24 protein-coding genes are annotated in these 21,605 nt (G+C 57.4%); 18 read left to right on the forward strand and 6 right to left on the reverse strand.

Translation table 11 applies throughout. From position 1 onward, the window contains the following. The first annotated feature begins 35 nt into the window (after nucleotides 1-35). Both AAAC48_RS20315 and AAAC48_RS20320 read left to right on the forward strand, forming a co-directional pair. On the forward strand, nucleotides 36-350 hold the full coding sequence (locus AAAC48_RS20315) for a glycine zipper 2TM domain-containing protein (protein WP_340655949.1): 315 nt from the start codon (nucleotides 36-38) through the stop codon (nucleotides 348-350). A 145-nt stretch (nucleotides 351-495) separates the two neighbouring features. After that, nucleotides 496-2,313 carry an ATP-binding cassette domain-containing protein gene (locus tag AAAC48_RS20320; protein ID WP_340655922.1) on the forward strand — a complete coding sequence of 606 codons (1,818 nt, stop codon included), beginning with the start codon at nucleotides 496-498 and terminating at the stop codon, nucleotides 2,311-2,313. Between the two features lie 128 nt (nucleotides 2,314-2,441). Here the strand turns inward: AAAC48_RS20320 and AAAC48_RS20325 are convergent, their stop codons facing one another. Further along, nucleotides 2,442-2,807 carry a cell division protein ZapA gene (locus tag AAAC48_RS20325; RefSeq protein WP_340655923.1) on the reverse strand — a complete coding sequence of 122 codons (366 nt, stop codon included), beginning with the start codon at nucleotides 2,805-2,807 and terminating at the stop codon, nucleotides 2,442-2,444. A gap of 18 nt (nucleotides 2,808-2,825) precedes the next feature. Continuing rightward, nucleotides 2,826-3,098, reverse strand: a complete 273-nt coding sequence (locus AAAC48_RS20330; protein WP_340655924.1) for a DUF4164 domain-containing protein — start codon at nucleotides 3,096-3,098, stop codon at nucleotides 2,826-2,828. A gap of 362 nt (nucleotides 3,099-3,460) precedes the next feature. Here AAAC48_RS20330 and tkt point away from each other — a divergent pair, with 362 nt between their 5' ends. The 5 genes from tkt (at nucleotide 3,461) to AAAC48_RS20355 (ending at nucleotide 10,101) form a co-directional block, all read left to right on the forward strand. Next, nucleotides 3,461-5,446: a transketolase gene (gene tkt / locus AAAC48_RS20335; RefSeq protein WP_340655925.1), complete on the forward strand. Its 1,986-nt coding sequence runs from the start codon at nucleotides 3,461-3,463 to the stop codon at nucleotides 5,444-5,446. A 156-nt stretch (nucleotides 5,447-5,602) separates the two neighbouring features. Next, nucleotides 5,603-6,610 carry a type I glyceraldehyde-3-phosphate dehydrogenase gene (gene gap / locus AAAC48_RS20340; protein ID WP_340655926.1) on the forward strand — a complete coding sequence of 336 codons (1,008 nt, stop codon included), beginning with the start codon at nucleotides 5,603-5,605 and terminating at the stop codon, nucleotides 6,608-6,610. A 261-nt stretch (nucleotides 6,611-6,871) separates the two neighbouring features. Further along, nucleotides 6,872-8,065 (forward strand): phosphoglycerate kinase, encoded by a 1,194-nt coding sequence (locus AAAC48_RS20345; protein ID WP_340655927.1) that lies wholly within the window; start codon nucleotides 6,872-6,874, stop codon nucleotides 8,063-8,065. Between the two features lie 179 nt (nucleotides 8,066-8,244). Then, the gene (locus tag AAAC48_RS20350; protein ID WP_340655928.1) at nucleotides 8,245-9,270 is read left to right on the forward strand and encodes a class I fructose-bisphosphate aldolase; all 1,026 of its coding nucleotides are present in this window, start codon (nucleotides 8,245-8,247) and stop codon (nucleotides 9,268-9,270) included. A gap of 81 nt (nucleotides 9,271-9,351) precedes the next feature. Continuing rightward, a complete protein-coding gene (locus tag AAAC48_RS20355; RefSeq protein ID WP_340655929.1) occupies nucleotides 9,352-10,101 on the forward strand; it encodes an SGNH/GDSL hydrolase family protein in 750 nt (249 codons plus the stop codon). Between the two features lie 12 nt (nucleotides 10,102-10,113). Here the strand turns inward: AAAC48_RS20355 and AAAC48_RS20360 are convergent, their stop codons facing one another. Beyond that, the gene (locus tag AAAC48_RS20360; protein WP_340655930.1) at nucleotides 10,114-10,275 is read right to left on the reverse strand and encodes a hypothetical protein; all 162 of its coding nucleotides are present in this window, start codon (nucleotides 10,273-10,275) and stop codon (nucleotides 10,114-10,116) included. Between the two features lie 127 nt (nucleotides 10,276-10,402). Here AAAC48_RS20360 and AAAC48_RS20365 point away from each other — a divergent pair, with 127 nt between their 5' ends. From AAAC48_RS20365 to AAAC48_RS20385, 5 genes are all read left to right on the forward strand, one after another. Next, entirely contained in the window at nucleotides 10,403-12,313 is a 1,911-nt protein-coding gene (locus AAAC48_RS20365; protein WP_340655931.1) for a propionyl-CoA synthetase, read from the forward strand. A gap of 101 nt (nucleotides 12,314-12,414) precedes the next feature. After that, nucleotides 12,415-12,714, forward strand: coding sequence for a hypothetical protein (locus tag AAAC48_RS20370; RefSeq protein ID WP_340655932.1), 300 nt, complete (start codon nucleotides 12,415-12,417; stop codon nucleotides 12,712-12,714). A gap of 28 nt (nucleotides 12,715-12,742) precedes the next feature. After that, nucleotides 12,743-13,330, forward strand: coding sequence for a DJ-1/PfpI family protein (locus AAAC48_RS20375; protein WP_340655933.1), 588 nt, complete (start codon nucleotides 12,743-12,745; stop codon nucleotides 13,328-13,330). Between the two features lie 27 nt (nucleotides 13,331-13,357). Next, entirely contained in the window at nucleotides 13,358-13,768 is a 411-nt protein-coding gene (locus AAAC48_RS20380; RefSeq protein WP_340655934.1) for a hypothetical protein, read from the forward strand. Then, on the forward strand, nucleotides 13,761-14,471 hold the full coding sequence (locus AAAC48_RS20385; RefSeq protein ID WP_340655935.1) for a YafY family protein: 711 nt from the start codon (nucleotides 13,761-13,763) through the stop codon (nucleotides 14,469-14,471). The genes AAAC48_RS20380 and AAAC48_RS20385 overlap by 8 nt, the downstream gene beginning before the upstream one ends. Nucleotides 14,472-14,516: 45 nt before the next feature. Here AAAC48_RS20385 and AAAC48_RS20390 read toward each other — a convergent pair whose 3' ends face one another. Further along, the gene (locus tag AAAC48_RS20390; protein WP_340655936.1) at nucleotides 14,517-15,206 is read right to left on the reverse strand and encodes a DUF1013 domain-containing protein; all 690 of its coding nucleotides are present in this window, start codon (nucleotides 15,204-15,206) and stop codon (nucleotides 14,517-14,519) included. Between the two features lie 227 nt (nucleotides 15,207-15,433). Here AAAC48_RS20390 and AAAC48_RS20395 point away from each other — a divergent pair, with 227 nt between their 5' ends. Continuing rightward, nucleotides 15,434-16,930 (forward strand): esterase-like activity of phytase family protein, encoded by a 1,497-nt coding sequence (locus AAAC48_RS20395; protein WP_340655937.1) that lies wholly within the window; start codon nucleotides 15,434-15,436, stop codon nucleotides 16,928-16,930. A gap of 233 nt (nucleotides 16,931-17,163) precedes the next feature. Here AAAC48_RS20395 and AAAC48_RS20400 read toward each other — a convergent pair whose 3' ends face one another. Then, nucleotides 17,164-18,168: an NAD(P)H-quinone oxidoreductase gene (locus AAAC48_RS20400; RefSeq protein ID WP_340655938.1), complete on the reverse strand. Its 1,005-nt coding sequence runs from the start codon at nucleotides 18,166-18,168 to the stop codon at nucleotides 17,164-17,166. A 94-nt stretch (nucleotides 18,169-18,262) separates the two neighbouring features. On the opposite strand from AAAC48_RS20400, the gene AAAC48_RS20405 reads away from it, so the two are divergent. The 3 genes from AAAC48_RS20405 (at nucleotide 18,263) to AAAC48_RS20415 (ending at nucleotide 20,131) form a co-directional block, all read left to right on the forward strand. Further along, the gene (locus tag AAAC48_RS20405; protein ID WP_340655939.1) at nucleotides 18,263-18,448 is read left to right on the forward strand and encodes a DUF1192 domain-containing protein; all 186 of its coding nucleotides are present in this window, start codon (nucleotides 18,263-18,265) and stop codon (nucleotides 18,446-18,448) included. 66 nt (nucleotides 18,449-18,514) lie between these two features. After that, nucleotides 18,515-19,801 carry an MFS transporter gene (locus AAAC48_RS20410; RefSeq protein WP_340655940.1) on the forward strand — a complete coding sequence of 429 codons (1,287 nt, stop codon included), beginning with the start codon at nucleotides 18,515-18,517 and terminating at the stop codon, nucleotides 19,799-19,801. Between the two features lie 66 nt (nucleotides 19,802-19,867). Then, nucleotides 19,868-20,131, forward strand: a complete 264-nt coding sequence (locus tag AAAC48_RS20415; protein ID WP_340655941.1) for a metalloregulator ArsR/SmtB family transcription factor — start codon at nucleotides 19,868-19,870, stop codon at nucleotides 20,129-20,131. Nucleotides 20,132-20,412: 281 nt separating this feature from the next. Here the strand turns inward: AAAC48_RS20415 and AAAC48_RS20420 are convergent, their stop codons facing one another. Beyond that, on the reverse strand, nucleotides 20,413-20,592 hold the full coding sequence (locus AAAC48_RS20420) for a DUF465 domain-containing protein (RefSeq protein ID WP_340655942.1): 180 nt from the start codon (nucleotides 20,590-20,592) through the stop codon (nucleotides 20,413-20,415). A gap of 222 nt (nucleotides 20,593-20,814) precedes the next feature. Here AAAC48_RS20420 and AAAC48_RS20425 point away from each other — a divergent pair, with 222 nt between their 5' ends. Next, on the forward strand, nucleotides 20,815-21,018 hold the full coding sequence (locus AAAC48_RS20425; protein WP_106661934.1) for a DUF465 domain-containing protein: 204 nt from the start codon (nucleotides 20,815-20,817) through the stop codon (nucleotides 21,016-21,018). An 88-nt stretch (nucleotides 21,019-21,106) separates the two neighbouring features. Further along, nucleotides 21,107-21,604, forward strand: coding sequence for a 5-(carboxyamino)imidazole ribonucleotide mutase (gene purE / locus AAAC48_RS20430; protein ID WP_340655943.1), 498 nt, complete (start codon nucleotides 21,107-21,109; stop codon nucleotides 21,602-21,604). The last annotated feature ends 1 nt before the right edge of the window (nucleotide 21,605 follow it).

A 21,605-nucleotide genomic window follows, 5' to 3' on the forward strand; every position in this document is an offset into this window, starting at 1 on the left:
AATTTCGTCTAACCGCCGTAGCGGTATGTGCGCTTCTGGCAGTTTCTGTTGCCGGTTGTGCAACGAGTGAACAGAATCAACGCGCTGGGACGGGCGCCTTGATTGGTGGTGGCATTGGTGCCCTTGCAGGCCAGGCTCTGGGACATGACACGAAGAGCACGGTTGTCGGCGCTGCTGGCGGCGCGCTTCTTGGCGCTGCTGTCGGAACGGTCACGACGCCGCAAGGGGGAGGACAGGGTCAGAATCTCTGCCGTTACCAGCGCCGTGATGGCACGATTTATACGGCCCCATGCGAAGGCTATGGCGGCGGCGGCTATAATAGCGGCGGCTACAATAGCGGCGGATACTGACCGCATATTGCAGAGCTAATTCGAACAGGCCGGAAATTTCCGGCCTGTTTCATTTGACAGCGGCGGCATTCTCGCCGACAAGGCCACGTTCGGACGCCATAGCGGGTTCCGATCATTGCTCTTACTTCCAGAACTGAACAATCCCATGGCTCCACCTCTTCTTCGTCTTGACCAGATTGCTTTGACATTTGGTGGCACACCGCTCTTAAGCGACGCGGCAATTTCCGTCAGCGAGGACGATCGCATTGCGCTTGTCGGCCGCAATGGGTCAGGCAAGTCCACATTGCTGAAGATTGCTGCCGGCATGATTGCTCCGACTGATGGCGAAGTGTTCAAGCATCCGGGCGTAACCGTACGGTATCTGGCGCAGGCGCCGGACATGGAAGGCTTCGCCAATGTTCGCGACTATGTCGAAGCGGGGCTTGGACCTGCCGATGACCTCTACCGGGTCAGCTATCTTCTCGAACATCTCGGTCTGACCGGCGAGGAAAAGCCCGACAATCTTTCGGGCGGCGAGACGCGCCGTGCGGCGCTGGCCAAGGTCCTGGCGCCGCAACCGGACATCCTGCTCCTCGACGAGCCGACGAACCATCTAGACCTGACGACGATCGAATGGCTGGAAAGCGAATTGCGGCAGATCCGTTCCGCCACCGTTGTGATTTCGCACGACAGGCGCTTCCTGGAGAATGTCAGCCGCTCGACGATCTGGCTTGATCGCGGCGTTACAAAGCGCCTGGACCAGGGGTTCGGCGCCTTCGAGGAATGGCGCGACAAGGTTCTTGAAGAGGAAGAGCGCGACTTGCACAAGCTTGGACGCCAGATCGTGCGCGAGGAGCACTGGCTGCGCTACGGTGTAACGGCACGGCGCAAACGCAATATGCGCCGCCTCGGTGAACTGCAATCGATGCGCAGTGAGTTCCGCAACCATCGCGGCGCGCAGGGAAAGGCCGTTCTGAAGGCCAGCGACGCAAAGGAATCCGGCAAGCTCGTCATCGAAGCGGAACACCTCGTCAAAGCCTATGACGGGCGGGTGCTGGTCAATGATTTCTCCACAAGGATACAACGTGGGAACTGCATCGGCTTCGTCGGCCCGAATGGGGTTGGAAAGACGACACTTTTGTCGATGCTGACCGGGCTGCTTGAGCCTGACAGCGGCTTCGTCAGGCTTGGCACCAATATCGAGATCGCCATTCTCGACCAGAGGCGCGACAGCCTCAATCTTGAACAGACGCTGTCGGATTATCTGACCGATGGGCGCGGCGAGAATGTCATTGTCAATGGCGAACAGCGTCACGTTGCCTCCTATATGAAGGACTTCCTGTTCCAGCCGGAACAATTGCGTACGCCTATCCGCGAACTTTCCGGTGGTGAACGCGCGCGCCTGATGCTGGCGCGGGTGCTGGCGCGTCCGGCCAATATGTTGGTGCTCGACGAGCCGACCAATGATCTCGACATGGAGACGCTCGACCTGTTGCAGGAACTGGTGGCAGGTTTTGCCGGGACTGTGCTTCTCGTCAGCCATGACCGCGATTTTCTCGACCGCACAGTGACGTCGGTCATTGCACCTGAGGGCGACGGACGCTGGCTGGAATATGCCGGCGGCTACACGGATATGCTGGCGCAGCGCAAGGAAGCATTGGCAACGCGTAAGGATGTGAAGAGCGCCAAGCCACAGGGTGTTACTGGTAGTGCCGCGGAGAAGGCTCCAGTGCAACGCGAGGAGAAGCGCAAGCTCTCCTACAAGCAGAAATTCGCGCTCGAAACCTTGCCGGGAAAAATTGAAACACTGCATACCGAGATTGCCGCGCTTGAGAAGAAGCTGGCCGATCCCGAACTGTTCACGAAAAATGCAGCGCTCTTCAACAAGACGGTCGAGGAGATCGGCAAGAAGCGCCACAGCCTCGAAACATATGAGCATGAATGGCTCGAGCTGGAAATGCTGCGCGAGGAGATTGAAGGCTGAGAATTCACCTTGGCAGGCATCTGATGCGGCTTCTCTGCTTCCGGTGCTCACGGACCGACAAGCCGGGTGCGCTGCGGTTCTCGAAAACCACACCAGCTACCTCGCCAGGCTGAATTCTTAAAAGGTCGCTAGTTCGCCTTTGGCGCGAGCCTGGTTGCAAGCGTCTCAATCCGGGTCGTCACCTCTGAGAGGACGCCGGTGATCGCTGCATCGTTCTTGTCGGCCTTGGCCAGGGCTTCGTCGCGACTCTTGCGCAGTGCTTCCGCTTCGTTTTCGAGACCTTTGAGGCGCATCTGCAATTCACTGAGCTCGTCCATGACCATTATGCCGGCCATAACCGTCAGGCGCAGGTCGCCAATCTCGCCGAATGATGATTTGAGGTGGGTAACGTAGCGGTCGAAACGCTCGGCGAGGCCGGTAAGGTGCTGCTCCTGGCCTTCGTCGCAGGCCATCCGGTAGGCTTTGCCATCGATCGTGACTGTTACAGTGGCCATGGCTCGTCCTTCCCAGCTTTATCGATCAAGAACCGTGCGGATGGATTCCATCGCCGCAACAAGACGACGCGAAACTTCCTTGTTTGCCGCTTCGAGGCGTTCGGCCCGCCCTTCCGATGCATCAAGTTCCTGGGCCAGCTTGCGCCGGTCCATGTTCATGCGCTGAACCTCTTCTTCGGCTTCGGCAAAATCGCCTTCGTGTTCCAGGCGCATGTCCACCGCATCCTCGAGGAGGGTCAGGGCCTTTCCCAATCTTTCAAGAACCTGTTTGAGGGTGGCTTCTGATGCCATTTTCAACGTTTCCCCTATGTGTCACTCTTTTAAGCGAAATTGAGCGAATCGCAAAAAGAAGAACAGCTTATGTTCGAGAGTCTAAGCGTTGCATCAACGCCGCGTCAATCAATCCCCGCTGTCATCGTGCAGTCATGCACCGATAATAGAGCTTTGCTGGGTAAAGAGGTCGCGGCACTTTGCCCGAATGCGACGATAGACCCCGCTTTCCTGCCAAGCCAAATTGGCTGATATTACCACAATGCAAAGCCCAGGTTTTATTGACTCCCTGATGACACCTGCTATGTGAAGCGTGCCTTTTGGATTTTGTCTGACCGGCTTCCAGAAACGGCGTCTCCTTTCCTCCTCGAAAGACGGTAAACATGACCAATTCTGAAAAATCCAACCAAATGGCCAATGCAATCCGCTTTTTGTCAGCGGATGCAGTGGAGAAAGCCAATTCGGGCCATCCGGGCCTTCCCATGGGCGCAGCTGATATTGCGACCGTCCTTTATACCCGTTTCCTCAAATTCGATCCGAAATCTCCGCACTGGCCGGACCGCGATCGCTTCGTTCTTTCCGCCGGTCACGGCTCGATGCTGCTCTATTCGCTGCTGTATCTGACTGGCTACGAAGACATGACCATCGACGAGATCAAGAATTTCCGTCAGCTCGGTTCGCGTACTGCCGGCCATCCAGAGTATGGTCATGCTTCCGGCATTGAAACGACGACTGGTCCACTGGGGCAGGGGTTTGCCAATTCTGTCGGCATGGCATTGTCCGAGCGCATCATGAATGCGCATTTCGGCGATGATCTGGTCAATCATTACACCTACGTCATCGCTGGCGACGGCTGCCTGATGGAAGGCATCAGCCAGGAAGCAATCGCGCTGGCGGGTCATCTCAAGCTGAACAAACTCATCGTATTTTGGGACGACAACAACATTTCCATCGATGGGCCAGTGTCGCTTGCCGACAATACCGATCAATGCGCGCGCGTCGAAGCTTCCGGCTGGAATTCGCTGCGCGTCGACGGCCATGACCAGGATGCGGTCGCCGCCGCGATCGAAAAGGCTCACAAGTCGGACAAGCCGACACTGATCGCCTGCAAGACAACCATCGGTTTCGGCGCGCCGACCAAGGCTGGTACCAACAAGGTGCATGGCTCGCCGCTCGGCGCCGAGGAACTTGCCGGGGCGCGCAAGGCGCTTGGCTGGACGGCGGAACCGTTCGTGGTTCCAGCAGATATTCTGGAGGCATGGCGCGATGCGGGCCAGCGTTCCGCCAGGGCGCACGCGGCCTGGAACGATCGCCTGGCATCGGTCGATACCGGTATCCGCTTGGAGTTCGAGCGCCGCATCCGCGGTGATTTGCCCGCCAGCTTCGAAGCGGCAATCGTTGCCTACAAGAAGAAGCTTTCCGAAGATAAGCCAAAGGTTGCGACCCGCAAAGCCTCCGAAATGGCGCTTGAAGTCATCAATGGCGTCCTGGCCGAGACGATCAGTGGTTCCGCTGACCTCACAGGCTCGAACAACACCAAGACCAGCCAGACGCAGAACATCACACCCGAGGACTATGGGCAGCGTTACGTGCACTACGGCGTTCGCGAGCACGGCATGGCGGCTGCGATGAATGGCATCGCGCTGCATGGCGGTCTCATTCCCTATTCGGGTACGTTCCTGACCTTCTCCGACTATGCTCGTGGTGCGATGCGCCTTTCGAGCCTGATGGGCATCCGCGTGGTTTACGTCATGACCCATGACTCGATCGGTCTTGGCGAAGATGGTCCAACGCACCAGCCGGTAGAACACCTCGCTGCGCTGCGCGCCATTCCGAACAACTATGTGTTCCGTCCAGCTGACGTTGTCGAAACAGCAGAATGCTGGGAGCTGGCCCTCAAGTCACGCAAGACGCCGTCGACGATTGCGCTGACCCGCCAGAACCTGCCGACGGTCCGCACCGAACATGTCGACGAGAACAAATGCGGCTATGGCGCCTACGAGCTCGCGGCAGCAAGCGGCAATGCGGAAGTCACTATCTTTGCTACCGGTTCGGAAGTCGAGATAGCCCTCAACGCCCGGGCGCAGCTTGAGCAGAACGGCCATCCGGCGCGCGTTGTATCGGTTCCCTGCTTCGAGTTGTTTGAGCAGCAAAGCGACGAGTACAAGCGTGCTTTGATCGGCGATGCGCCCGTCAAGGTAGCGGTCGAAGCTGCCATTCGCCTTGGCTGGGATCGCTTTATCGGTCTCGACGGCATTTTCGTCGGCATGACCGGCTTTGGAGCCAGCGGTCCGATCGAAGCGCTCTACAAGCATTTCGGTATCACAGCCGACGCAATTGTCGCAGCGGCAGAAGGCAAGTTGAAATAATCTTCGAAATTCCAGCATAATGAAGGTCCGGACTTGTGGATAGGATCGACAATGGCGCCTGAAACGGCAAGAAGATAGCCTCATACCATTTCGACCCCATCCATAAGACCGGACCCTGAAACCAAGGGCTCCAAGATCCCCAAGGGAGAGACAGAAATGACAGTTCGCGTTGCAATCAACGGATTTGGCCGTATCGGCCGCAATGTTCTTCGCGCCATCGTGGAATCCGGCCGTACCGACATCGAGGTCGTTGCGATCAACGATCTTGGCCCGGTCGAGACCAACGCACACCTGATGCGTTATGACAGCGTTCATGGCCGGTTTCCGGGGACGGTAACCGTTTCCGGCGACACGATCGATGTTGGCCGTGGTCCGATCAAGGTCACTGCCGTGCGCAACCCTGTCGAACTGCCATGGAAAGAACTGAACGTCGACATTGCGCTTGAATGCACAGGCATCTTCACCGCTCGCGACAAGGCGGCTGCACATCTCGAAGCCGGCGCGAAGCGCGTTATCGTTTCGGCACCTGCCGAGGGCGCTGACCTGACTGTGGTTTTCGGTGTCAACGATCACAAGCTGACGAAGGAGCATATGGTCATTTCCAATGCTTCCTGCACGACCAACTGCCTTGCCCCGGTTGCCTATGTGCTCAATGAAGCCGTCGGCATCGATCATGGTTTTATGACCACCATCCACAGCTATACCGGCGACCAGCCAACCCTCGATACGATGCACAAGGATCTCTATCGCGGCCGCGCTGCGGCCCTGTCGATGATCCCAACTTCAACCGGCGCTGCCAAGGCCGTGGGCCTCGTTCTTCCAGAACTCAATGGCAAGCTGGACGGTACTTCAATCCGCGTTCCGACCCCGAACGTTTCGGTCGTGGATTTCAAGTTCATTGCCAAGAAGTCGACGACGGTTGCCGAGATCAATGACGCCATCAAATCAGCTGCCAATGGCAAGCTGAAAGGCATTCTCGGCTATACGGACGAGCCGAATGTTTCGGTCGACTTCAACCACGATCCGCATTCTTCTGTGTTCCACATCAGCCAGACCAAGGTCATGGAAGGCACATTCGTGCGCGTTCTGTCCTGGTACGACAATGAATGGGGTTTCTCGAACCGTATGGGTGACACTGCGGTTGCCTTCGGCAAGGTGATCTGAGACCTTCGATAAACCCATCCTGATGGCCATCTGATGCGATTTTCTGCGCTTGCGATGCTCATGGACCCAAAAGTCCACTGCGCTCCGGTTGTCGAAAACCACACCAACTGACCCATCAGGCGGAATTCCTCATTAGGTCTCCAGGCGATCCAATCTCCGATGGCGGGTCGACAACACCCGCCATTTTTGTTTTTGATAAGATTATCCGGACCATTTGGCTAGCTGGCCGAATGCGTACCGTTTCAGATGAGGGTGATGACGATGCCAGCTTTCAAGACGCTTGATGATGCCTATGTTGCAGGAAAGCGCGTGCTCCTGCGTGTTGATTTGAATGTTCCGGTTGCGGATGGCGTTGTCACAGACGCAACACGGATCGAGCGTGTCGCGCCGACCATCCTCGAATTGTCGAAGAAAGGCGCCAAAGTCATCCTGCTTGCGCATTTCGGCCGCCCCAAGGACGGCCCGACGCCGGAATTTTCCCTGAAGCCCATTGCCCATGCCGTCTCCAAGGTCATCGATCGCAATGTGCAATTCGCCGAAGACAGCATTGGTGAAAAGGCAGCGGAAGCTGTTGCCAAGCTCAAGGACGGCGACATACTCCTCGTCGAGAATACCCGCTTCCACAAGGGCGAGGAAAAGAACGATCCGGCCTATGTGAAGGCACTGGCTGCCAATGGCGATATTTATGTCAATGACGCGTTTTCCGCTGCGCATCGCGCCCATGCCTCAACCGAAGGTCTGGCCCATGTTCTGCCGGCCTATGCAGGCCGCACCATGCAGGCTGAGCTGCTGGCTCTCGAAAAAGGCCTTGGCAATCCGGAGCGCCCTGTCGTTGCCATCGTCGGCGGCGCAAAGGTCTCGTCCAAGCTCGACCTTCTCGGTAATCTGGTGCAGAAAGTCGATGCATTGGTCATTGGTGGTGGCATGGCCAACACGTTCCTTGCAGCGCAAGGCGTCAAGGTCGGCAAATCTCTGTGCGAGCATGATCTTGCCGCGACGGCCCGCGAAATCATGGCCAAGGCGAATGCCGCCAATTGCACCATCATCCTGCCGGTGGACGCGATCGTTGCGTGGCATTTCGAGGCCAATGCGCCGCATCGCGCCTATGGCCTCGATGCAATACCCGAAGACGGCATGATCCTCGACGTTGGTCCGCAGTCAATCGAACGCATCAAGGGTGCGATCGATGATGCATCAACGCTTGTCTGGAACGGTCCACTCGGTGCATTCGAGTTGCATCCTTTCGATCAGGCGACGGTAGCCGCGGCACGCCACGTGGCAGTGCGGACGAAGGCCGGGCATCTCGTATCGGTTGCTGGCGGCGGCGATACGGTTGCTGCTCTCAATCACGCCGATGTTGCGGATGACTTCAGCTACGTATCGACCGCGGGTGGTGCTTTCCTTGAGTGGATGGAAGGCAAGCCACTTCCCGGTGTTGATGTATTGAAACGCTGATTGCCGTTTTCGTGTATAATGGGGGCCGATTGCCGGCCCCCGATTAACGAAGAACAAGAAATGTTATCTGCTTAAATCGGTTGAAAAAATTTCAATCGTTTCAATAGCTTGGATGGCCATTTCGTTTGTCATAGGCTTCTGGTATGGGCCGATGCATGGGAAACGGAGTGAAATAATCTATGAGTGAACGCCTCGAAGATATCGCGATTGCAATGGTTGCCAATGGCAAGGGTCTTCTTGCCGCTGATGAGAGTACCGCAACGATCAAGAAGCGGTTCGATACGATTGGGCTGGAATCGACGGCCGATAGCCGGCGTGACTATCGCGAGATGCTGTTCCGCTCAGATGAGGCGATGAAGAACAACATTTCGGGCGTCATCCTTTATGACGAAACCATTCGCCAGAGCGCCAAGGATGGGACACCTTTCGTCCAGATCATGAAAGCCGCCGGCTGCATTCCCGGCATCAAGGTCGATGCCGGCGCGAAGCCGCTTGCGGGCTTCCGCGGAGAAACCATCACCGAAGGTCTGGATGGTCTGCGTGAGCGCCTCCAGGAATATTACAAGCTCGGCGCGCGTTTCGCCAAATGGCGCGGCGTGATTGCCATTGCTGAAGGTGTCCCAACTTGGGGTGCCGTCAAGCAGAATGCCCAGGCACTGGCCCGTTACGCGGCTCTTTGCCAGGAAGCCGGGATCGTTCCGATCGTCGAGCCGGAAGTCCTTATGGATGGCAAGCCCGCCACCCACTCGATCGAGCGTTGCTACGAAGTTACCGAATGGGTTCTGAACACGGTCTTTGACGAACTCTATGACGCCCGCGTTGTGCTGGAAGGCATGATCCTCAAGCCAAATATGGTTATCGATGGCAAGAACGCCCGCAAGGCCTCGGTGGAACAGGTTGCCGAGCAGACTGTGCGCTTGTTGAAGTCGACAGTACCGGCGGCAGTCCCGGGCATCGCGTTCCTTTCCGGTGGGCAGAGCGACGAAGAAGCGACGGCGCATCTTTCGGCAATGAATGCCAACTACACGACGCCGTGGAAGCTCACCTTCTCCTATGGGCGAGCACTGCAGGCAGCTGCACTGAGTGCCTGGAACGGCAAGCCTGAAAATGTTGCCGCGGGCCAGCGAGCATTTACCCACCGCGCCAGGATGAACGGCCTTGCCGCAACTGGCGGCTGGAAAAAAGACCTGGAAAAGGCGGCTTAAGCGTTTTTTATCCAAAAGCGTATCTCATGGAGCCCGGACTGGAATCAGTCCGGGCTTTTTTGTGGAGATATCTACCGGATAATGACATCGTCGCCCTTCCATCCGCTTGTCAGCTGGCTGCTCTATCCCGTCTATGCCTGGCAAGGTATCGGCGTGCGTTTGCGAACGGAGCGCATGCTGCCGCCGGGCGGTCTGCCGGTGGGCGAAATCGCCGGCAAGGATCCAGCGATCAGGCTTCTCGTTCTTGGGGATTCTTCCGCCGCCGGTGTCGGCGTTACCGATCCCTGGCAAGGGCTGTGCGTGCGGCTTGCGGTTCATCTTCAGGGGCGGACCGGCCGCAAGATCATCTGGCGTGCGGCAGGCTTCAATTCGGCCACATCCGGGCAATTGCGCGATCACGTCGTGCCCAATCTCGAGCGAGGCATCTGGACCCATATTGTGCTGACAACCGGCACAAACGATACCAAGAATTTCCATTCCTTGCGGCGCTTCAAGAGGGAGTTTGGCGGCTTGCTCTATGCCTTGAAGGCAAAGTGGCCGGAAGCGCATATCGTCTGGTCGAAAGTCATTGATTTTCGCGATGTGCCAGCCATGCCGGGATTACTTGGCCGTATTCTCGAGGGAAGAGCCGATGCCATCAACAAGTTGGGAGAGCGGCTCTGCCGCGAACGTATGGCAGTCCCGGCACCCCGCCTTCCCGTGGAGGGGCCGGAAGGTTTTTCGAGCGACGGCTTTCATGCATCCGCGCTCGGATATGATGCCTGGGCCAAACATCTCGTCCCCTATGTTCTCAATCTATCGGATACAGAAGACGGGCGGTCTTTGCCTTAGACCCGAAGGGCTCTAGCCGGCATGGCCGACCAGCACGACCACGAACATCGCCAGGATCGCACCAGCGGCGATTTTCCAGAAATCACCGCGCTTCTTCAGGCCGGGCCATCCGAGCGGCTTGATAATGTGCAATGCCATCATCAAGATCAGTGCGAATGGCAGGATTTTGGTCATCGGTCTTGTTTCGGTTCGCTTGAGATAGTCGGAAAATCGAGCTCTGGGCGTTCCGCACAGGATTGTCAATTCCACCTTTGACTCTGGTTGCGACATTGGGGATGCTGTCTCATCTGGGAGGATATTCATGACATCACGATATAAAGAGGTCTATCAGGAGTGGCAGGCCGACCCAGACGCATTCTGGGCGCATGCTGCAGTGGCGATCGACTGGATCAAGCCCTGGCAGAAGGTATTCGATGCCAACGAGGGACCCTACGGACGCTGGTATGCGGGTGCCGAGTGCAACACCTGTTACAACGCGGTTGATCGTCATGTGGAGAACGGCCGCGCCGACCAGGTTGCCCTCATCCATGACAGTGCGGTGACGGGCACACAGCGCAAGACCACCTATGCGGAGCTCCTTAGCGACATCAACGCACTGGCGGCTGTTCTCACCGACAAGGGTGTGAAGAAGGGCGACCGGGTTATCATCTATATGGCAATGGTCCCGGAAGCGGTTGTGGCGATGCTGGCCTGCGCCCGTATCGGCGCCGTGCATTCCGTTGTCTTCGGCGGTTTCGCGGCGCATGAGCTGGCAACCCGTATCGACGATGCAAAGCCGGTGATGATCATTGCAACCTCCTGCGGTCTCGAACCGGGACGTGTCGTGGCCTACAAGCCCATGCTCGACAAGGCGATTGAGCAGGCAGCGCACAAGGTTAAGACCTGTCTCATTCTCGTGCGTCCGCAGCAGCCGCACGAGCTCGTTGAAGGACGCGACATCGACTTTGCACAGGCGGTCGCAGCGGCGACCGGAAGGAAAGTTGACTGCGTGGCGGTCAAGTCGACTGATCCGCTTTACATTCTCTACACCTCCGGCACGACCGGCCAGCCCAAGGGCGTCGTGCGCGACAATGGCGGGCACCTGGTGGCGCTTGCCTGGTCGATGGGCGCGATCTACGACACATACGCTGGCGATGTGTTCTGGGCGGCTTCTGACATCGGCTGGGCGGTAGGTCATTCCTATATCGCCTATGCGCCACTGTTCATCGGTGCGACAAGCATCCTCTATGAGGGAAAGCCGGTGGGCACCCCCGACGCGGGCACGTTCTGGCGTGTCATCGCAGAGCACAAGGTCAAGGTGCTTTTCACCGCGCCGACGGCATTCCGCGCCATCAAGAAGGAAGATCCGAAAGGCGAATTCATCGGCAAATACGACCTGTCGTCGCTGAAATACCTGTTTCTTGCAGGGGAACGCGCGGACACAGATACGATCAAATGGGCCGAGGAAAAGCTTGGCGTGCCGGTGATCGATCACTGGTGGCAGACGGAAAGCGGCTGGCCGATGGCTGCCAATCCTGCCGGTCTCGGCATGCTCCCGGTCAAGTATGGTTCTCCGACGGTGCCGATGCCCGGCTATGACGTGCAGGTTCTCGACGATGCCGGTCATCCGGTCAAGCGCGGCGAACTTGGCAATATTGTGGTCAAGCTGCCGCTGCCGCCCGCTTGCCTGCCGACCCTGTGGAACGCCGACCAGCGCTTCCGCGACGCCTACATCACGGAGTTTCCCGGTTACTACAAGACTGCCGATGCCGGTATCATTGATGAGGATGGCTATATCTACATCATGAGCCGCACCGACGATATCATCAATGTCGCCGGGCACCGCCTCTCGACCGGTGCGATGGAGGAAGTGCTATCAAGCCATCCCGATGTGGCGGAATGCGCGGTGATCGGCATCGCCGATCACCTGAAAGGGCAGGTGCCTTGCGGCTTTATCGTGCTCAAATCCGGTGTGACGCGGTCAGAAGCCGAGATCGAGCAGGACTGCGTCGACCTGATACGCGAGCGAATCGGTCCGGTGGCGGCTTTCAAGATGGCGCTTACGGCAAAACGCCTGCCGAAGACGCGCTCGGGCAAGATCTTGCGCGGGACGATGCAGAAAATAGCCGACCGGGAGCCCTGGAATATGCCAGCAACCATCGATGATCCGGCTATTCTTGACGAGATCACGGTCGTGCTCAATGCACGTGGCATTGGTGTTAAAGACGGTTGATCAGCCCGTCGCAATAAAACGTACTTCTTGACATCCTCCTGACAGAAGGTTGTCAGGAGGGGTGTGCGATAGTGTCTCCGTAGTCACAAGGAGACAGGGTTATGACTTACGTTGATTTTGGCATTGTTGACACAGTAAGGCGCCTGCTCACGGACTTCGCAGCGTATCGCGAAGAACTGCGTACGGAGCGGCACATCAACTCACTTCCAGAGCACGTGCTGAAGGATATTGGCTGGCCCGATGCCTATGCCGAACGACTGGCACGCCGCGGCTCAATGAAGGAAGAAGGTGCTGGCACAGAAGATGCCAGCACCGATCTTGCTCCCTGGCAATTGAATTGGCCAAAGCCTCGCCAGACGAGAAATGCGCGCAAATCAGGCTATTTCAGGCTAGAATACTGAGGAATTGTTCAAAATTGGAGTGACGGACATGGAGCAGAAAAAGACAATCGGGTTCGTATTCATCGATAAGTTTGCCGATTGGGAGTTTGGTTTGCTTTCAGGCTCCGCCACTGACTGGTTCGCTGCACGCGCTGTTGCGTTGTCGCCTTTGACCGGCCAGGTTCGCTCCATTGGCGGCTTGAAACTTGTCCCGGAGCGCGGCGTCGGAACGGAGGAAAACAGCGATCTTGACGCGGTCGCCGTCATCGGATCGGACACCTGGCCAAGTGAGGATGCTCCTGACATTGCACCGCTGCTTCACGCCACTTTGGCACGGGGCGGTATCGTCGGCGGCATCTGTGGCGGCACGCTGGCGCTGGCTCGTGCGGGTATCTTTGAGGACCGCAGGCATACGAGCAACGGCGCCGGCTGGATCGAATCGAAAATCGGCGATTATCCCGGCTCGTCGCTTTATCGGGATGTGCCGTATGCGGTGCGAGATGCGCATATTGTCAGTGCGCCGGGGTCCGCGCCCGGCACATTCACGACGAATTTTCTCGAAGCGCTGTTCCCTGAAAAGGCCGGGCAGGTTGCCGAGATGAGGGAGTTCATCGCACGGGAATTTCAGGCTGCGTGATCGATCCCGCAAACCGAGGGTGCTGACATGAAGACATGGACCGAGAAGTTGAATTCCGGCGGACTGCATGAGGTCAAACCAGCGCCCATCAATATTGCCGGCATGAAGGCTGGCGAAATCATGCTGGTGCCAACGGCCCGCCAGGTTGATGATTTCATTCGAACCCTTCCCAACGGCAAGCACATGGATGTGCAAGTCCTCCGGAAGGCCATGGCAAAGCGATACGGGGCAGAAGTGACGTGCCCGATCACGACCGGGTTCCATTTGCGCACCGTCGCTGAAGCGGCTTTCGAAGCCTATCAACAAAATGGCGATGTGGATGCAATCACACCGTTCTGGCGCGTGTTGAATGCAAAAACACCGACTATTGCGAGATTGTCCTTTGGCACGGACTTCGTGACAGAGCAACGCCTTAAGGAAGGCCTAAAGGATGCGTAGAGCAGATCGTCTTTTCCAGATCGTGCAGAAGCTGCGGGGCGGGCGTCTCGTTACCGCGCGGCAGCTTGCCGACAAGCTCGAGGTTTCCGAGCGCACAATCTATCGCGACATTGCCGATCTGCAATCGACCGGCGTTCCCATCGATGGCGAGGCGGGTGTCGGTTATATCCTGCGTGAGGGCTTTGACCTGCCACCATTGATGTTTACGCGCGACGAGGTGGTGGCGCTGGTGGCAGGTGCCCGGCTGATCACCGCGTGGGGCGGCGCATCGATGGCGCGTGCGGCGGAAGAAGCGATCATAAAGATCGGCGCTGTCTTGCCGAAGGAAGACCGCCCGCGCATTACCAATACGCATATTCACTCGACCAGCTACAACATCAGCGACAATGACCGGCTAATGATCGATCTGGCGGAAAGCGCTGCCGAACAGTGCCGCGTCCTGTCGATTGTTTACACCGATCTCGATGGCAACGAGAGCGCCCGCGATATCCGCCCGCTGGGGCTGTGGTTCTGGGGTAAGGTCTGGACGCTGATCAGCTGGTGTGAACTACGCAATGATTTTCGCACTTTCCGTATTGACCGGATCGCCAAGGTCGAGAAGGCCGACCGGATATTCCGGCAGGAACGCGGCAAGACCCTTGCAGACTTCTACCGCCGGGTGGAACTCAGCGAAACGCCGGATACCAAGGCGAGAGCATCATGAAAAAAGCCCGGCATTGCAGGGCTTTTTTCTGGTCCTAAACTAAGATTATTCCTCGTCTTCGTCCTCATGACGGCCCTTGAGGGACGACAGCTTGGCGAAAACCTTGTCCGCGTCGAGCTCTTCGTCTTCTTCACGAACGGTTGGTTGAACCTCCAGGTTCTCCGTCGCGGAAGCGGGAAGCAGTGTATCGCCACCTTCGGGCTGCACTGGCCGGCCGCGGGAAGAACGCTCAACCTCGATATCCAGATCAATCTGCGAGCAGAGACCGAGGGTGACCGGGTCCATCGGCTGGAGATTGTTGGAATTCCAGTGGGTACGGTTGCGGATCTGCTCGATGGTGGACTTTGTCGTGCCGATCAGGCGCGAAATCTGTGCGTCCTTCAGTTCGGGATGGTTGCGAACCAGCCAAAGGATTGCATTCGGGCGATCCTGACGCTTTGACAATGGTGTATAGCGCGGGCCCTTGCGCTTGGTTTCCGGCACGCGAACCTTTGGATCGGAGATCTTCAACTTATGATTGATGTCGGCTTCGCCCTTGGCGATTTCCTCGCGCGACAGCTGTCCAGTGATCAAAGGGTCAAGACCCTTGATGCCCTGAGCCGATTCACCGTCAGCGATCGCCTTCACTTCGAGCGGATGCAGCTTGCAGAATGCAGCGATCTGATCGAAGGATAAAGCGGTGTTGTCGACAAGCCAGACGGCCGTTGCCTTTGGCATAAGTAGCTGGGTGGCCATAGATATAGTCCTCTCGTTCGTCCGCTCCGGTGGCGCGGGACGTGGGTTCAACCACAATTTCCGGGAATTCGAGGCGTTATATAGCGTTATTTTAACGGATGAGCAAGAATCGCTTTTCAAGCCTATTTTGCGACAATCGGGCGTTTCATCGAACTGTCACGAAAGTGTCATTAGACTGCAATGCAGGTGCGCGAACGATCTTCGGAAAACAATCGGAGGTTTAACCAATGTCGCGCAAATCCCTCTACCGTGGTCTTTGGACTGCCACTCTGGCGGTGCTGACCGCGTCGGCTACAATACCTGTCGCCGCCCTGGCCGAAAGCACAGTTACGGTTGGCGGTGCCACCTTCGTCAATAAGGGCCTGGTCGGCGTCGGGCGTATCCCCGCCAATCAGCGCGACAAGTTCGGCGAGACCTTCGGCTCCGGCTCCGGCATGTCGATAGACCCGAAAAGCTGGGCACGTGACGCGGACGGCTACAAAGGCACCTTTTGGCTGCTGCCGGACCGTGGCTACAACGTTGAAGGAACGACCGACTATCGGCCACGTCTCAACACCCTTTCGATACGGTTCAACCCGACCACTCCAGGGGCGACACCGCCGGCCGACAAACAGCAGTCTGGCGTCGATGCCAAGCTTGCGGATTCGATGCTACTGGTCGATGACAAGGGTAGCGACATGACGGGGCTCGATCCTGAATCCGGTATGCGTGCTGCAGCCGGCAACTTGCCCATGCTGCCACAGGCCGCAAATGGCAAGATTTCGCTCGACGATGAAGCGATCGTTCGACTTCCGGATGGTACGATGTTCATCAGCGACGAATATGGCCCGAACATCTACCGGTTCTTAGCTGATGGCCATCTGCTTTCGGCAACGCAGCCGCCTGCCGCTCTGGTGCCGATGCGCAAGGGCAGCCCAAGCTTTGCCTCGAACAATCCCGGACCCGGGGCTGAAGCACCTGAGCCGCAGGATCCGGATACCGGCCGCCAGAACAATCAGGGCATCGAGGGCATGGCAATGACCCCTGACGGCAAATTCCTGGTCGCGGTGCTGCAGTCGGCCACTCGCCAGGACGGCGGTGATTCAGGCTCAACTCGCCAAAACACCAGGGCGCTGTTCTATGATGCCGCCAATCCGGCACAACTGAAGCTGGCGCACGAATATGTTGTGCCGCTGCCCGTGTTTACCGATGCGAAGGGCAAGAAGAAGGTCGCCGCGCAGAGCGAAATCGTCGCGCTGTCGGATCATACATTCCTGATGCTCGCACGCGATAGCGGCAATGGTTTCGGACAGAAGGGCGAGACATCGCTCTACCGCAGCATCAGTGTGGTTGATGTTTCGGCCGCAACAGATATCGCGGGCAGCGCATTCGATGCCGATAAACCGGTCGCGCCAAAGGGAGAGCTCGATGCATCTGTGAAGCCGGCAACGCTTACGCCTTTCATTGACATCAACGACAGCACGGAACTCGCCCGGTTCGGTCTGCACAACGGTGCGCCGAACGATCGCAACAACCTCTCCGAGAAGTGGGAAGCGATGTCGATTGCCAGTGTGCTCGACCCAAAACTGCCGAACGATTATTTCCTGTTTGTCGCCAACGACAATGACTTCCTGACCCAGGACGGTTTCCAGGTTGGAGCGAGCTACAAGGGAGAGGGCGGTGCCGATGTCGATACCATGTTCCAGGTATTTCAGGTGTCCCTTCCCGGCCTTGCTGGCAAATAGCTGCAATCACGCTAGCGGATGCAAAACGCGTCCGCTCGCTCTAGCTAGAGCAAATTCCGACCAAATAGACGCGTTCTGCCGAATTCAGCCGGCCCTCGGGTTTCCGGCTGGCGGCCAACGACTTTGTCGGGCGGCGACGGACGGAAAAGACATCGACCTCGCCACCTTCCGCGTGGATTGTCTCGCCATCCGGGAAACAGAACTGCGTTTATTTGATCGGAAATTGCTCTAGATCAGCTCACATCCAGCACGATCTTGCCGATATGGTGGCCGTCTTCCATACGCTCATGCGCGCGCCACGCCTCATGCAAGGGATAGACCATGTCGATGACCGGTGCGACGCGGCGCTCCACCAAAAGTGGCCATACCTTGAGTTCAAGTTCGCGGGCAATCCCTGCCTTGAATTCAACCGGGCGGTTGCGCAGCGTCGATCCCGTATGAGTGAGGCGCTTGACCATCAGCTTTGAAACATCGGTGGTCGCCTTGGCTCCGTTCAGGAAGGCAATCTGGACGATGCGGCCGTCAAGAGCCGCGGCTTCGTAGTTGCGTTCGATATAGTCGCCCCCCACCATGTCGAGGATCAGGTTCACACCCTTGCCGCCCGTCGCCTCCTTCACCGCTGCGACGAAATCTTCGGTGCGATAGTTGATGGCGCGGTCCGCGCCGAGCTTGAGACAGGCTTCGCATTTGTCATCCGAACCCGCCGTGGCAATCACGTAAGCACCAAAAGCGCTGGCAAGCTGAATTGCCGTGGTACCGATCCCCGATGAACCGCCATGGACGAGAAAGGCTTCGCCGCTTTGCAAGGCGCCTCGCTCAAACACATTGTGCCAGACCGTGAAGTAGGTTTCGGGAATTGCCGCAGCCTCGATATAGCCGTAACCAGCGGGAATCGGCAGAGCGTTCGTCTCATGCACCGTGCAATATGGGGCGTAGCCGCCGCCCGCAACCAATGCGGTTATCCGCTCGCCAATACGGAAGCGGGTAACTCCTTCGCCAATAGCAATGATGTCACCGGCGATTTCCAGTCCGGGGATATCGGAAGCACCTGCCGGCGGCGGATAATGGCCCTGCCGCTGCAACACATCCGGCCGATTGACGCCCGCAGAGCGGACCTGGATCAGAAGCTCACCGGGATTTGGCTCGGGGACAGCACGTTTACCCGGTTTTAGGACCAGTGGGCCCCCCGGCCGGGTGATCTCGATCGCCATCATCGTTGTCGGAATTTTTTCGGCCATGGGATCTTCCTCAACATTGATTCGCCAGAATGATTTGCAATTCCAAGCAGTTGGACTGTATCCTGTCACACTAGAGCGACAAGTGGAGGAAATAATGTCACTTTTCGATGAAGAGCCAAGGCGCAAGATTATTCACGATATTGGCCAGGACCTGTCGCTATTGTCAGTCTCGGAGCTTGACGAGCGGATCGCGCTCCTGCGTGCCGAAATTACCCGGCTTGAAGAGGAGCGGTCGCGTAAGGGTGACAGCAAGGTTGCAGCCGAAGCATTGTTCCGCTGACCAATAATAGTTATGCGGATGTCATCAAGTTTCCGCATTGCTGCATGACACGGACTCACCGCCAGCATGGTTCTATGCTGGTCCACTTCCGATTCGCTTGAAGGGTTTGCTGTGTTCCGTTCGTTCATACAGGTTTTCGCGCTCCTCTGCGGCACATCGTTCCTCGTCATGGGCTCGGGTTTGCATGGTCTGCTGCTGCCACTGCGTGGTGGCGCGGAAGGGTTCTCGACAACTTCCCTCGGGCTTCTCGGTACAGCGTGGGCCGGCGGCTTTATCACCTCATGCCTGCTTGCGCCGCGGCTGGTTCGCCGCGTAGGCCACGTGCGTGCATTCAGCGCCTTCGCCTCGATTGCGGCGATCGTCGCGCTTATGACCGGTATTCTAGTCGAACCGACGGCCTGGATTGTGCTGCGCGCGTTGACCGGCTTTGCCATGGCCGGATCCTACATGGTGATCGAAAGCTGGCTCAACGAACGAGCGACCAATGCCAATCGCGGCCAGATCTTCGGGCTTTACATGGTGGTGAATTTCGGCTCGATCACCGTTGGCCAGATGATGATCGGCTTTGGCGACGTGCATACCGGCACATTCTTCATGATGTCAGGTATCCTCTTCTGTCTGGCGCTCATTCCGACGGCAATTTCCACCGCGAGCAGTCCGAAACCGCTGACCGAAGTGCAGCTCGATTTGCGGGCCCTCTATCGCAATTCGCCAGTTGCGTTCCTTGGCTGCATCCTGATCGGGGTTGCCAATGGTGCATTCGGGACGCTCGGCGCTGTCTATGGTGCGGCAACGGGCATATCGACGACGGAAATTGCCCTTATGATGAGTGCCTCGGTGATGGGCGGCGCACTGATGCAGATTCCGGTCGGCCGCATGTCGGACCGCACTGACCGGCGTTATGTGCTTGCGATGGTTGGCGGTGCGGCAGCGGTCATCGGCCTTATGATCTTCCTGATTGCGCCGCGCCATGCCTATGTCATTCTGGCGATGACAGCGATCTATGGCGGTCTGGCCTACACGCTTTATCCAGTGGCGGTTGCCCACGCGAACGATTTCTCGGATTCGGAGAATTTCGTCAAAGTCACAAGCGGACTTTTGCTGCTCTATGGATTCGGTACGATGATCGGTCCGGTTCTCGGTGCCTGGGCGATGGAGCGAATCACCCCGGAAGGTTTGTTTGCCATTACGGCGCTGGCCCATGCATCGATCATGACCCATGCGATCATCCGCTCGCGCATGCGCGCGCCGGTACCAATCGAACTTCGGGATAGCTTTCAGACGGTTGGAGCAGAACGCGTCACCCCTGAGGGTGTCAGGCTGGATCCCCGTGCAGAAAACTTGCCCGAGTGACCGGTTCGATTCGGCTCCGATACGAAAGTCATTGACATTCCTGCTGGTTTAAAATGACTATCATTTATGGTCGAAACGGATGCCTTTGCAGCAATTTCTGATCCGAACCGCCGCTATCTCCTCGAGGAGCTCCGGCGCGGGCCAAAAACCGTGAACGAACTGGCGACCGGCTTGCCGATTTCCCGCCCCGCGGTTTCCCAACACCTGAAGGCGCTGCTCGACGCGCGGCTGGTGAAGGTCAAATCCGAGGGCACGCGCCGGATCTATGCGGTCGATGACAGCGGCTTCTTTCATCTCAATCTGTGGCTGGATCAGTTCTGGAGCGAGTGAGATCGTTCAGGCCGGATATTGCCCCGTCACCCGACCTCCGCTTTGTCCGGCCGACCTCTCCCCGTGGGGCGAGGAGGTCGCCTTGGTAATGAAGTCTCTTCTCCCAACGGGAAGAAGGTGGCCGTGAAAGCGGACGGATGAGGGGCGATATCATCCGGAAAATTATCAGCCGGAAACAAAAACCCGACCCTGCGTCTGTGCGAGGGCCGGGCTCTGTAACTGCCAGCACGATGCCGTTTCTGGCTATCGAGTGGAATTTCGCGGTATGTTCCTTATCGTGTTCAATGATGGGTGACGGCTGATTTCAGCTTTTCAATCTGCTCCTTGAGCATAAGCTTGCGACGCTTCATATCGCTGATCTTCAGGTCATCGGAGGCGGGACTTAACAGCGCGTCGGAAATTTCCTTCTCGAGCGCCCCATGCTTACGTTCAAGCGTTTCAAGATGAGACTCAATGGCCATCCGGCTTCTCCCTTGGTTGGTTTCCCTACTCACGCTCTGCTTGCCGGGCGGCAAGTTTATGACAGAGCCGTGACACTCTGCCACCACTTTAAGCAATTGTCGAATTTGTTTCGTAGGATTTTCTTGTTTCTTGAAATATGATATGGCGACGTGCTGGCGAGGGCAGGATTGTCCATAACCAGAGACTGGATTCTTCTACAGCAAAATACCGGGAATCACTGCATGTCCGACCAGGATCAGGCTGACATTCGATTGGCAGTCGCAAGATTGAAACAAGAGCATCTGGATTTTGATGCCGCCATACAAGCAATGATCCAGGTTGGCTGTGACCAGCTGCGTATCCAACGAATGAAAAAGAAAAAACTGCTTATCAAAGATAAGCTCATCGAGCTCGAAGACAAAATCATCCCCGACATCATTGCCTGATTTCTCGAGAGGTTTTCCACCGGCACGCGGCTAGCTTGCGGTGCTCCGGCTTTTCCTTTAATGCCGCCATTTCGATAAAGGATGCTCAATGGCAGACAAACGCGCTGACGTCGCAATCATCATGGGAAGCCAGTCCGATTGGGCGACCATGCGCCACGCCGCTGAAACGCTGGATGCGCTTGGCATCATACATGACGATCGTATCGTATCCGCGCACAGGACTCCCGACAGGCTGGTGGATTTTGCCAAAGGTGCGCGTAAGGCGGGATTCAAGGTCATCATTGCCGGTGCCGGCGGTGCGGCACATTTGCCGGGCATGGCCGCATCGATGACTCCTTTGCCAGTCTTCGGCGTTCCGGTGGAATCGAAGGCACTTTCCGGACAGGATTCCCTTCTGTCCATTGTACAGATGCCGGCAGGCATCCCTGTCGGTACTCTGGCGATCGGCCGTGCGGGTGCAGTCAATGCCGCATTGCTGGCCGCAGCCGTACTTGCTCTCAACGATACGGCGCTGGCCAAGCGGCTTGATGATTTCCGGCAGGCACAAAGCGACAAGGTCGCGATGAGACCTTCTGACGAGGCGTGAA

This window comes from Phyllobacterium sp., assembly GCF_037994405.1.
Lineage (GTDB): Bacteria > Pseudomonadota > Alphaproteobacteria > Rhizobiales > Rhizobiaceae > Phyllobacterium.

Bases quoted from the DNA above. Each gene is read 5' to 3' on its own strand.
- AAAC48_RS20355 (WP_340655929.1), top strand. From the start codon at position 9,352: ATGACATCGTCGCCCTTCCATCCGCTTGTCAGCTGGCTGCTCTATCCC.
- AAAC48_RS20370 (WP_340655932.1), top strand. From the start codon at position 12,415: ATGACTTACGTTGATTTTGGCATTGTTGACACAGTAAGGCGCCTGCTC.
- AAAC48_RS20415 (WP_340655941.1), top strand. From the start codon at position 19,868: ATGGTCGAAACGGATGCCTTTGCAGCAATTTCTGATCCGAACCGCCGC.
- AAAC48_RS20410 (WP_340655940.1), top strand. From the start codon at position 18,515: ATGGTTCTATGCTGGTCCACTTCCGATTCGCTTGAAGGGTTTGCTGTG.
- tkt (WP_340655925.1), top strand. From the start codon at position 3,461: ATGACCAATTCTGAAAAATCCAACCAAATGGCCAATGCAATCCGCTTT.
- AAAC48_RS20330 (WP_340655924.1), bottom strand. From the start codon at position 3,098: ATGGCATCAGAAGCCACCCTCAAACAGGTTCTTGAAAGATTGGGAAAG.
- AAAC48_RS20375 (WP_340655933.1), top strand. From the start codon at position 12,743: ATGGAGCAGAAAAAGACAATCGGGTTCGTATTCATCGATAAGTTTGCC.
- AAAC48_RS20325 (WP_340655923.1), bottom strand. From the start codon at position 2,807: ATGGCCACTGTAACAGTCACGATCGATGGCAAAGCCTACCGGATGGCC.
- AAAC48_RS20360 (WP_340655930.1), bottom strand. From the start codon at position 10,275: ATGACCAAAATCCTGCCATTCGCACTGATCTTGATGATGGCATTGCAC.
- AAAC48_RS20345 (WP_340655927.1), top strand. From the start codon at position 6,872: ATGCCAGCTTTCAAGACGCTTGATGATGCCTATGTTGCAGGAAAGCGC.
- AAAC48_RS20390 (WP_340655936.1), bottom strand. From the start codon at position 15,206: ATGGCCACCCAGCTACTTATGCCAAAGGCAACGGCCGTCTGGCTTGTC.
- AAAC48_RS20400 (WP_340655938.1), bottom strand. From the start codon at position 18,168: ATGGCCGAAAAAATTCCGACAACGATGATGGCGATCGAGATCACCCGG.
- AAAC48_RS20385 (WP_340655935.1), top strand. From the start codon at position 13,761: ATGCGTAGAGCAGATCGTCTTTTCCAGATCGTGCAGAAGCTGCGGGGC.
- AAAC48_RS20320 (WP_340655922.1), top strand. From the start codon at position 496: ATGGCTCCACCTCTTCTTCGTCTTGACCAGATTGCTTTGACATTTGGT.
- AAAC48_RS20405 (WP_340655939.1), top strand. From the start codon at position 18,263: ATGTCACTTTTCGATGAAGAGCCAAGGCGCAAGATTATTCACGATATT.
- AAAC48_RS20425 (WP_106661934.1), top strand. From the start codon at position 20,815: ATGTCCGACCAGGATCAGGCTGACATTCGATTGGCAGTCGCAAGATTG.
- AAAC48_RS20395 (WP_340655937.1), top strand. From the start codon at position 15,434: ATGTCGCGCAAATCCCTCTACCGTGGTCTTTGGACTGCCACTCTGGCG.
- purE (WP_340655943.1), top strand. From the start codon at position 21,107: ATGGCAGACAAACGCGCTGACGTCGCAATCATCATGGGAAGCCAGTCC.
- AAAC48_RS20380 (WP_340655934.1), top strand. From the start codon at position 13,358: ATGAAGACATGGACCGAGAAGTTGAATTCCGGCGGACTGCATGAGGTC.
- gap (WP_340655926.1), top strand. From the start codon at position 5,603: ATGACAGTTCGCGTTGCAATCAACGGATTTGGCCGTATCGGCCGCAAT.
- AAAC48_RS20420 (WP_340655942.1), bottom strand. From the start codon at position 20,592: ATGGCCATTGAGTCTCATCTTGAAACGCTTGAACGTAAGCATGGGGCG.
- AAAC48_RS20365 (WP_340655931.1), top strand. From the start codon at position 10,403: ATGACATCACGATATAAAGAGGTCTATCAGGAGTGGCAGGCCGACCCA.
- AAAC48_RS20350 (WP_340655928.1), top strand. From the start codon at position 8,245: ATGAGTGAACGCCTCGAAGATATCGCGATTGCAATGGTTGCCAATGGC.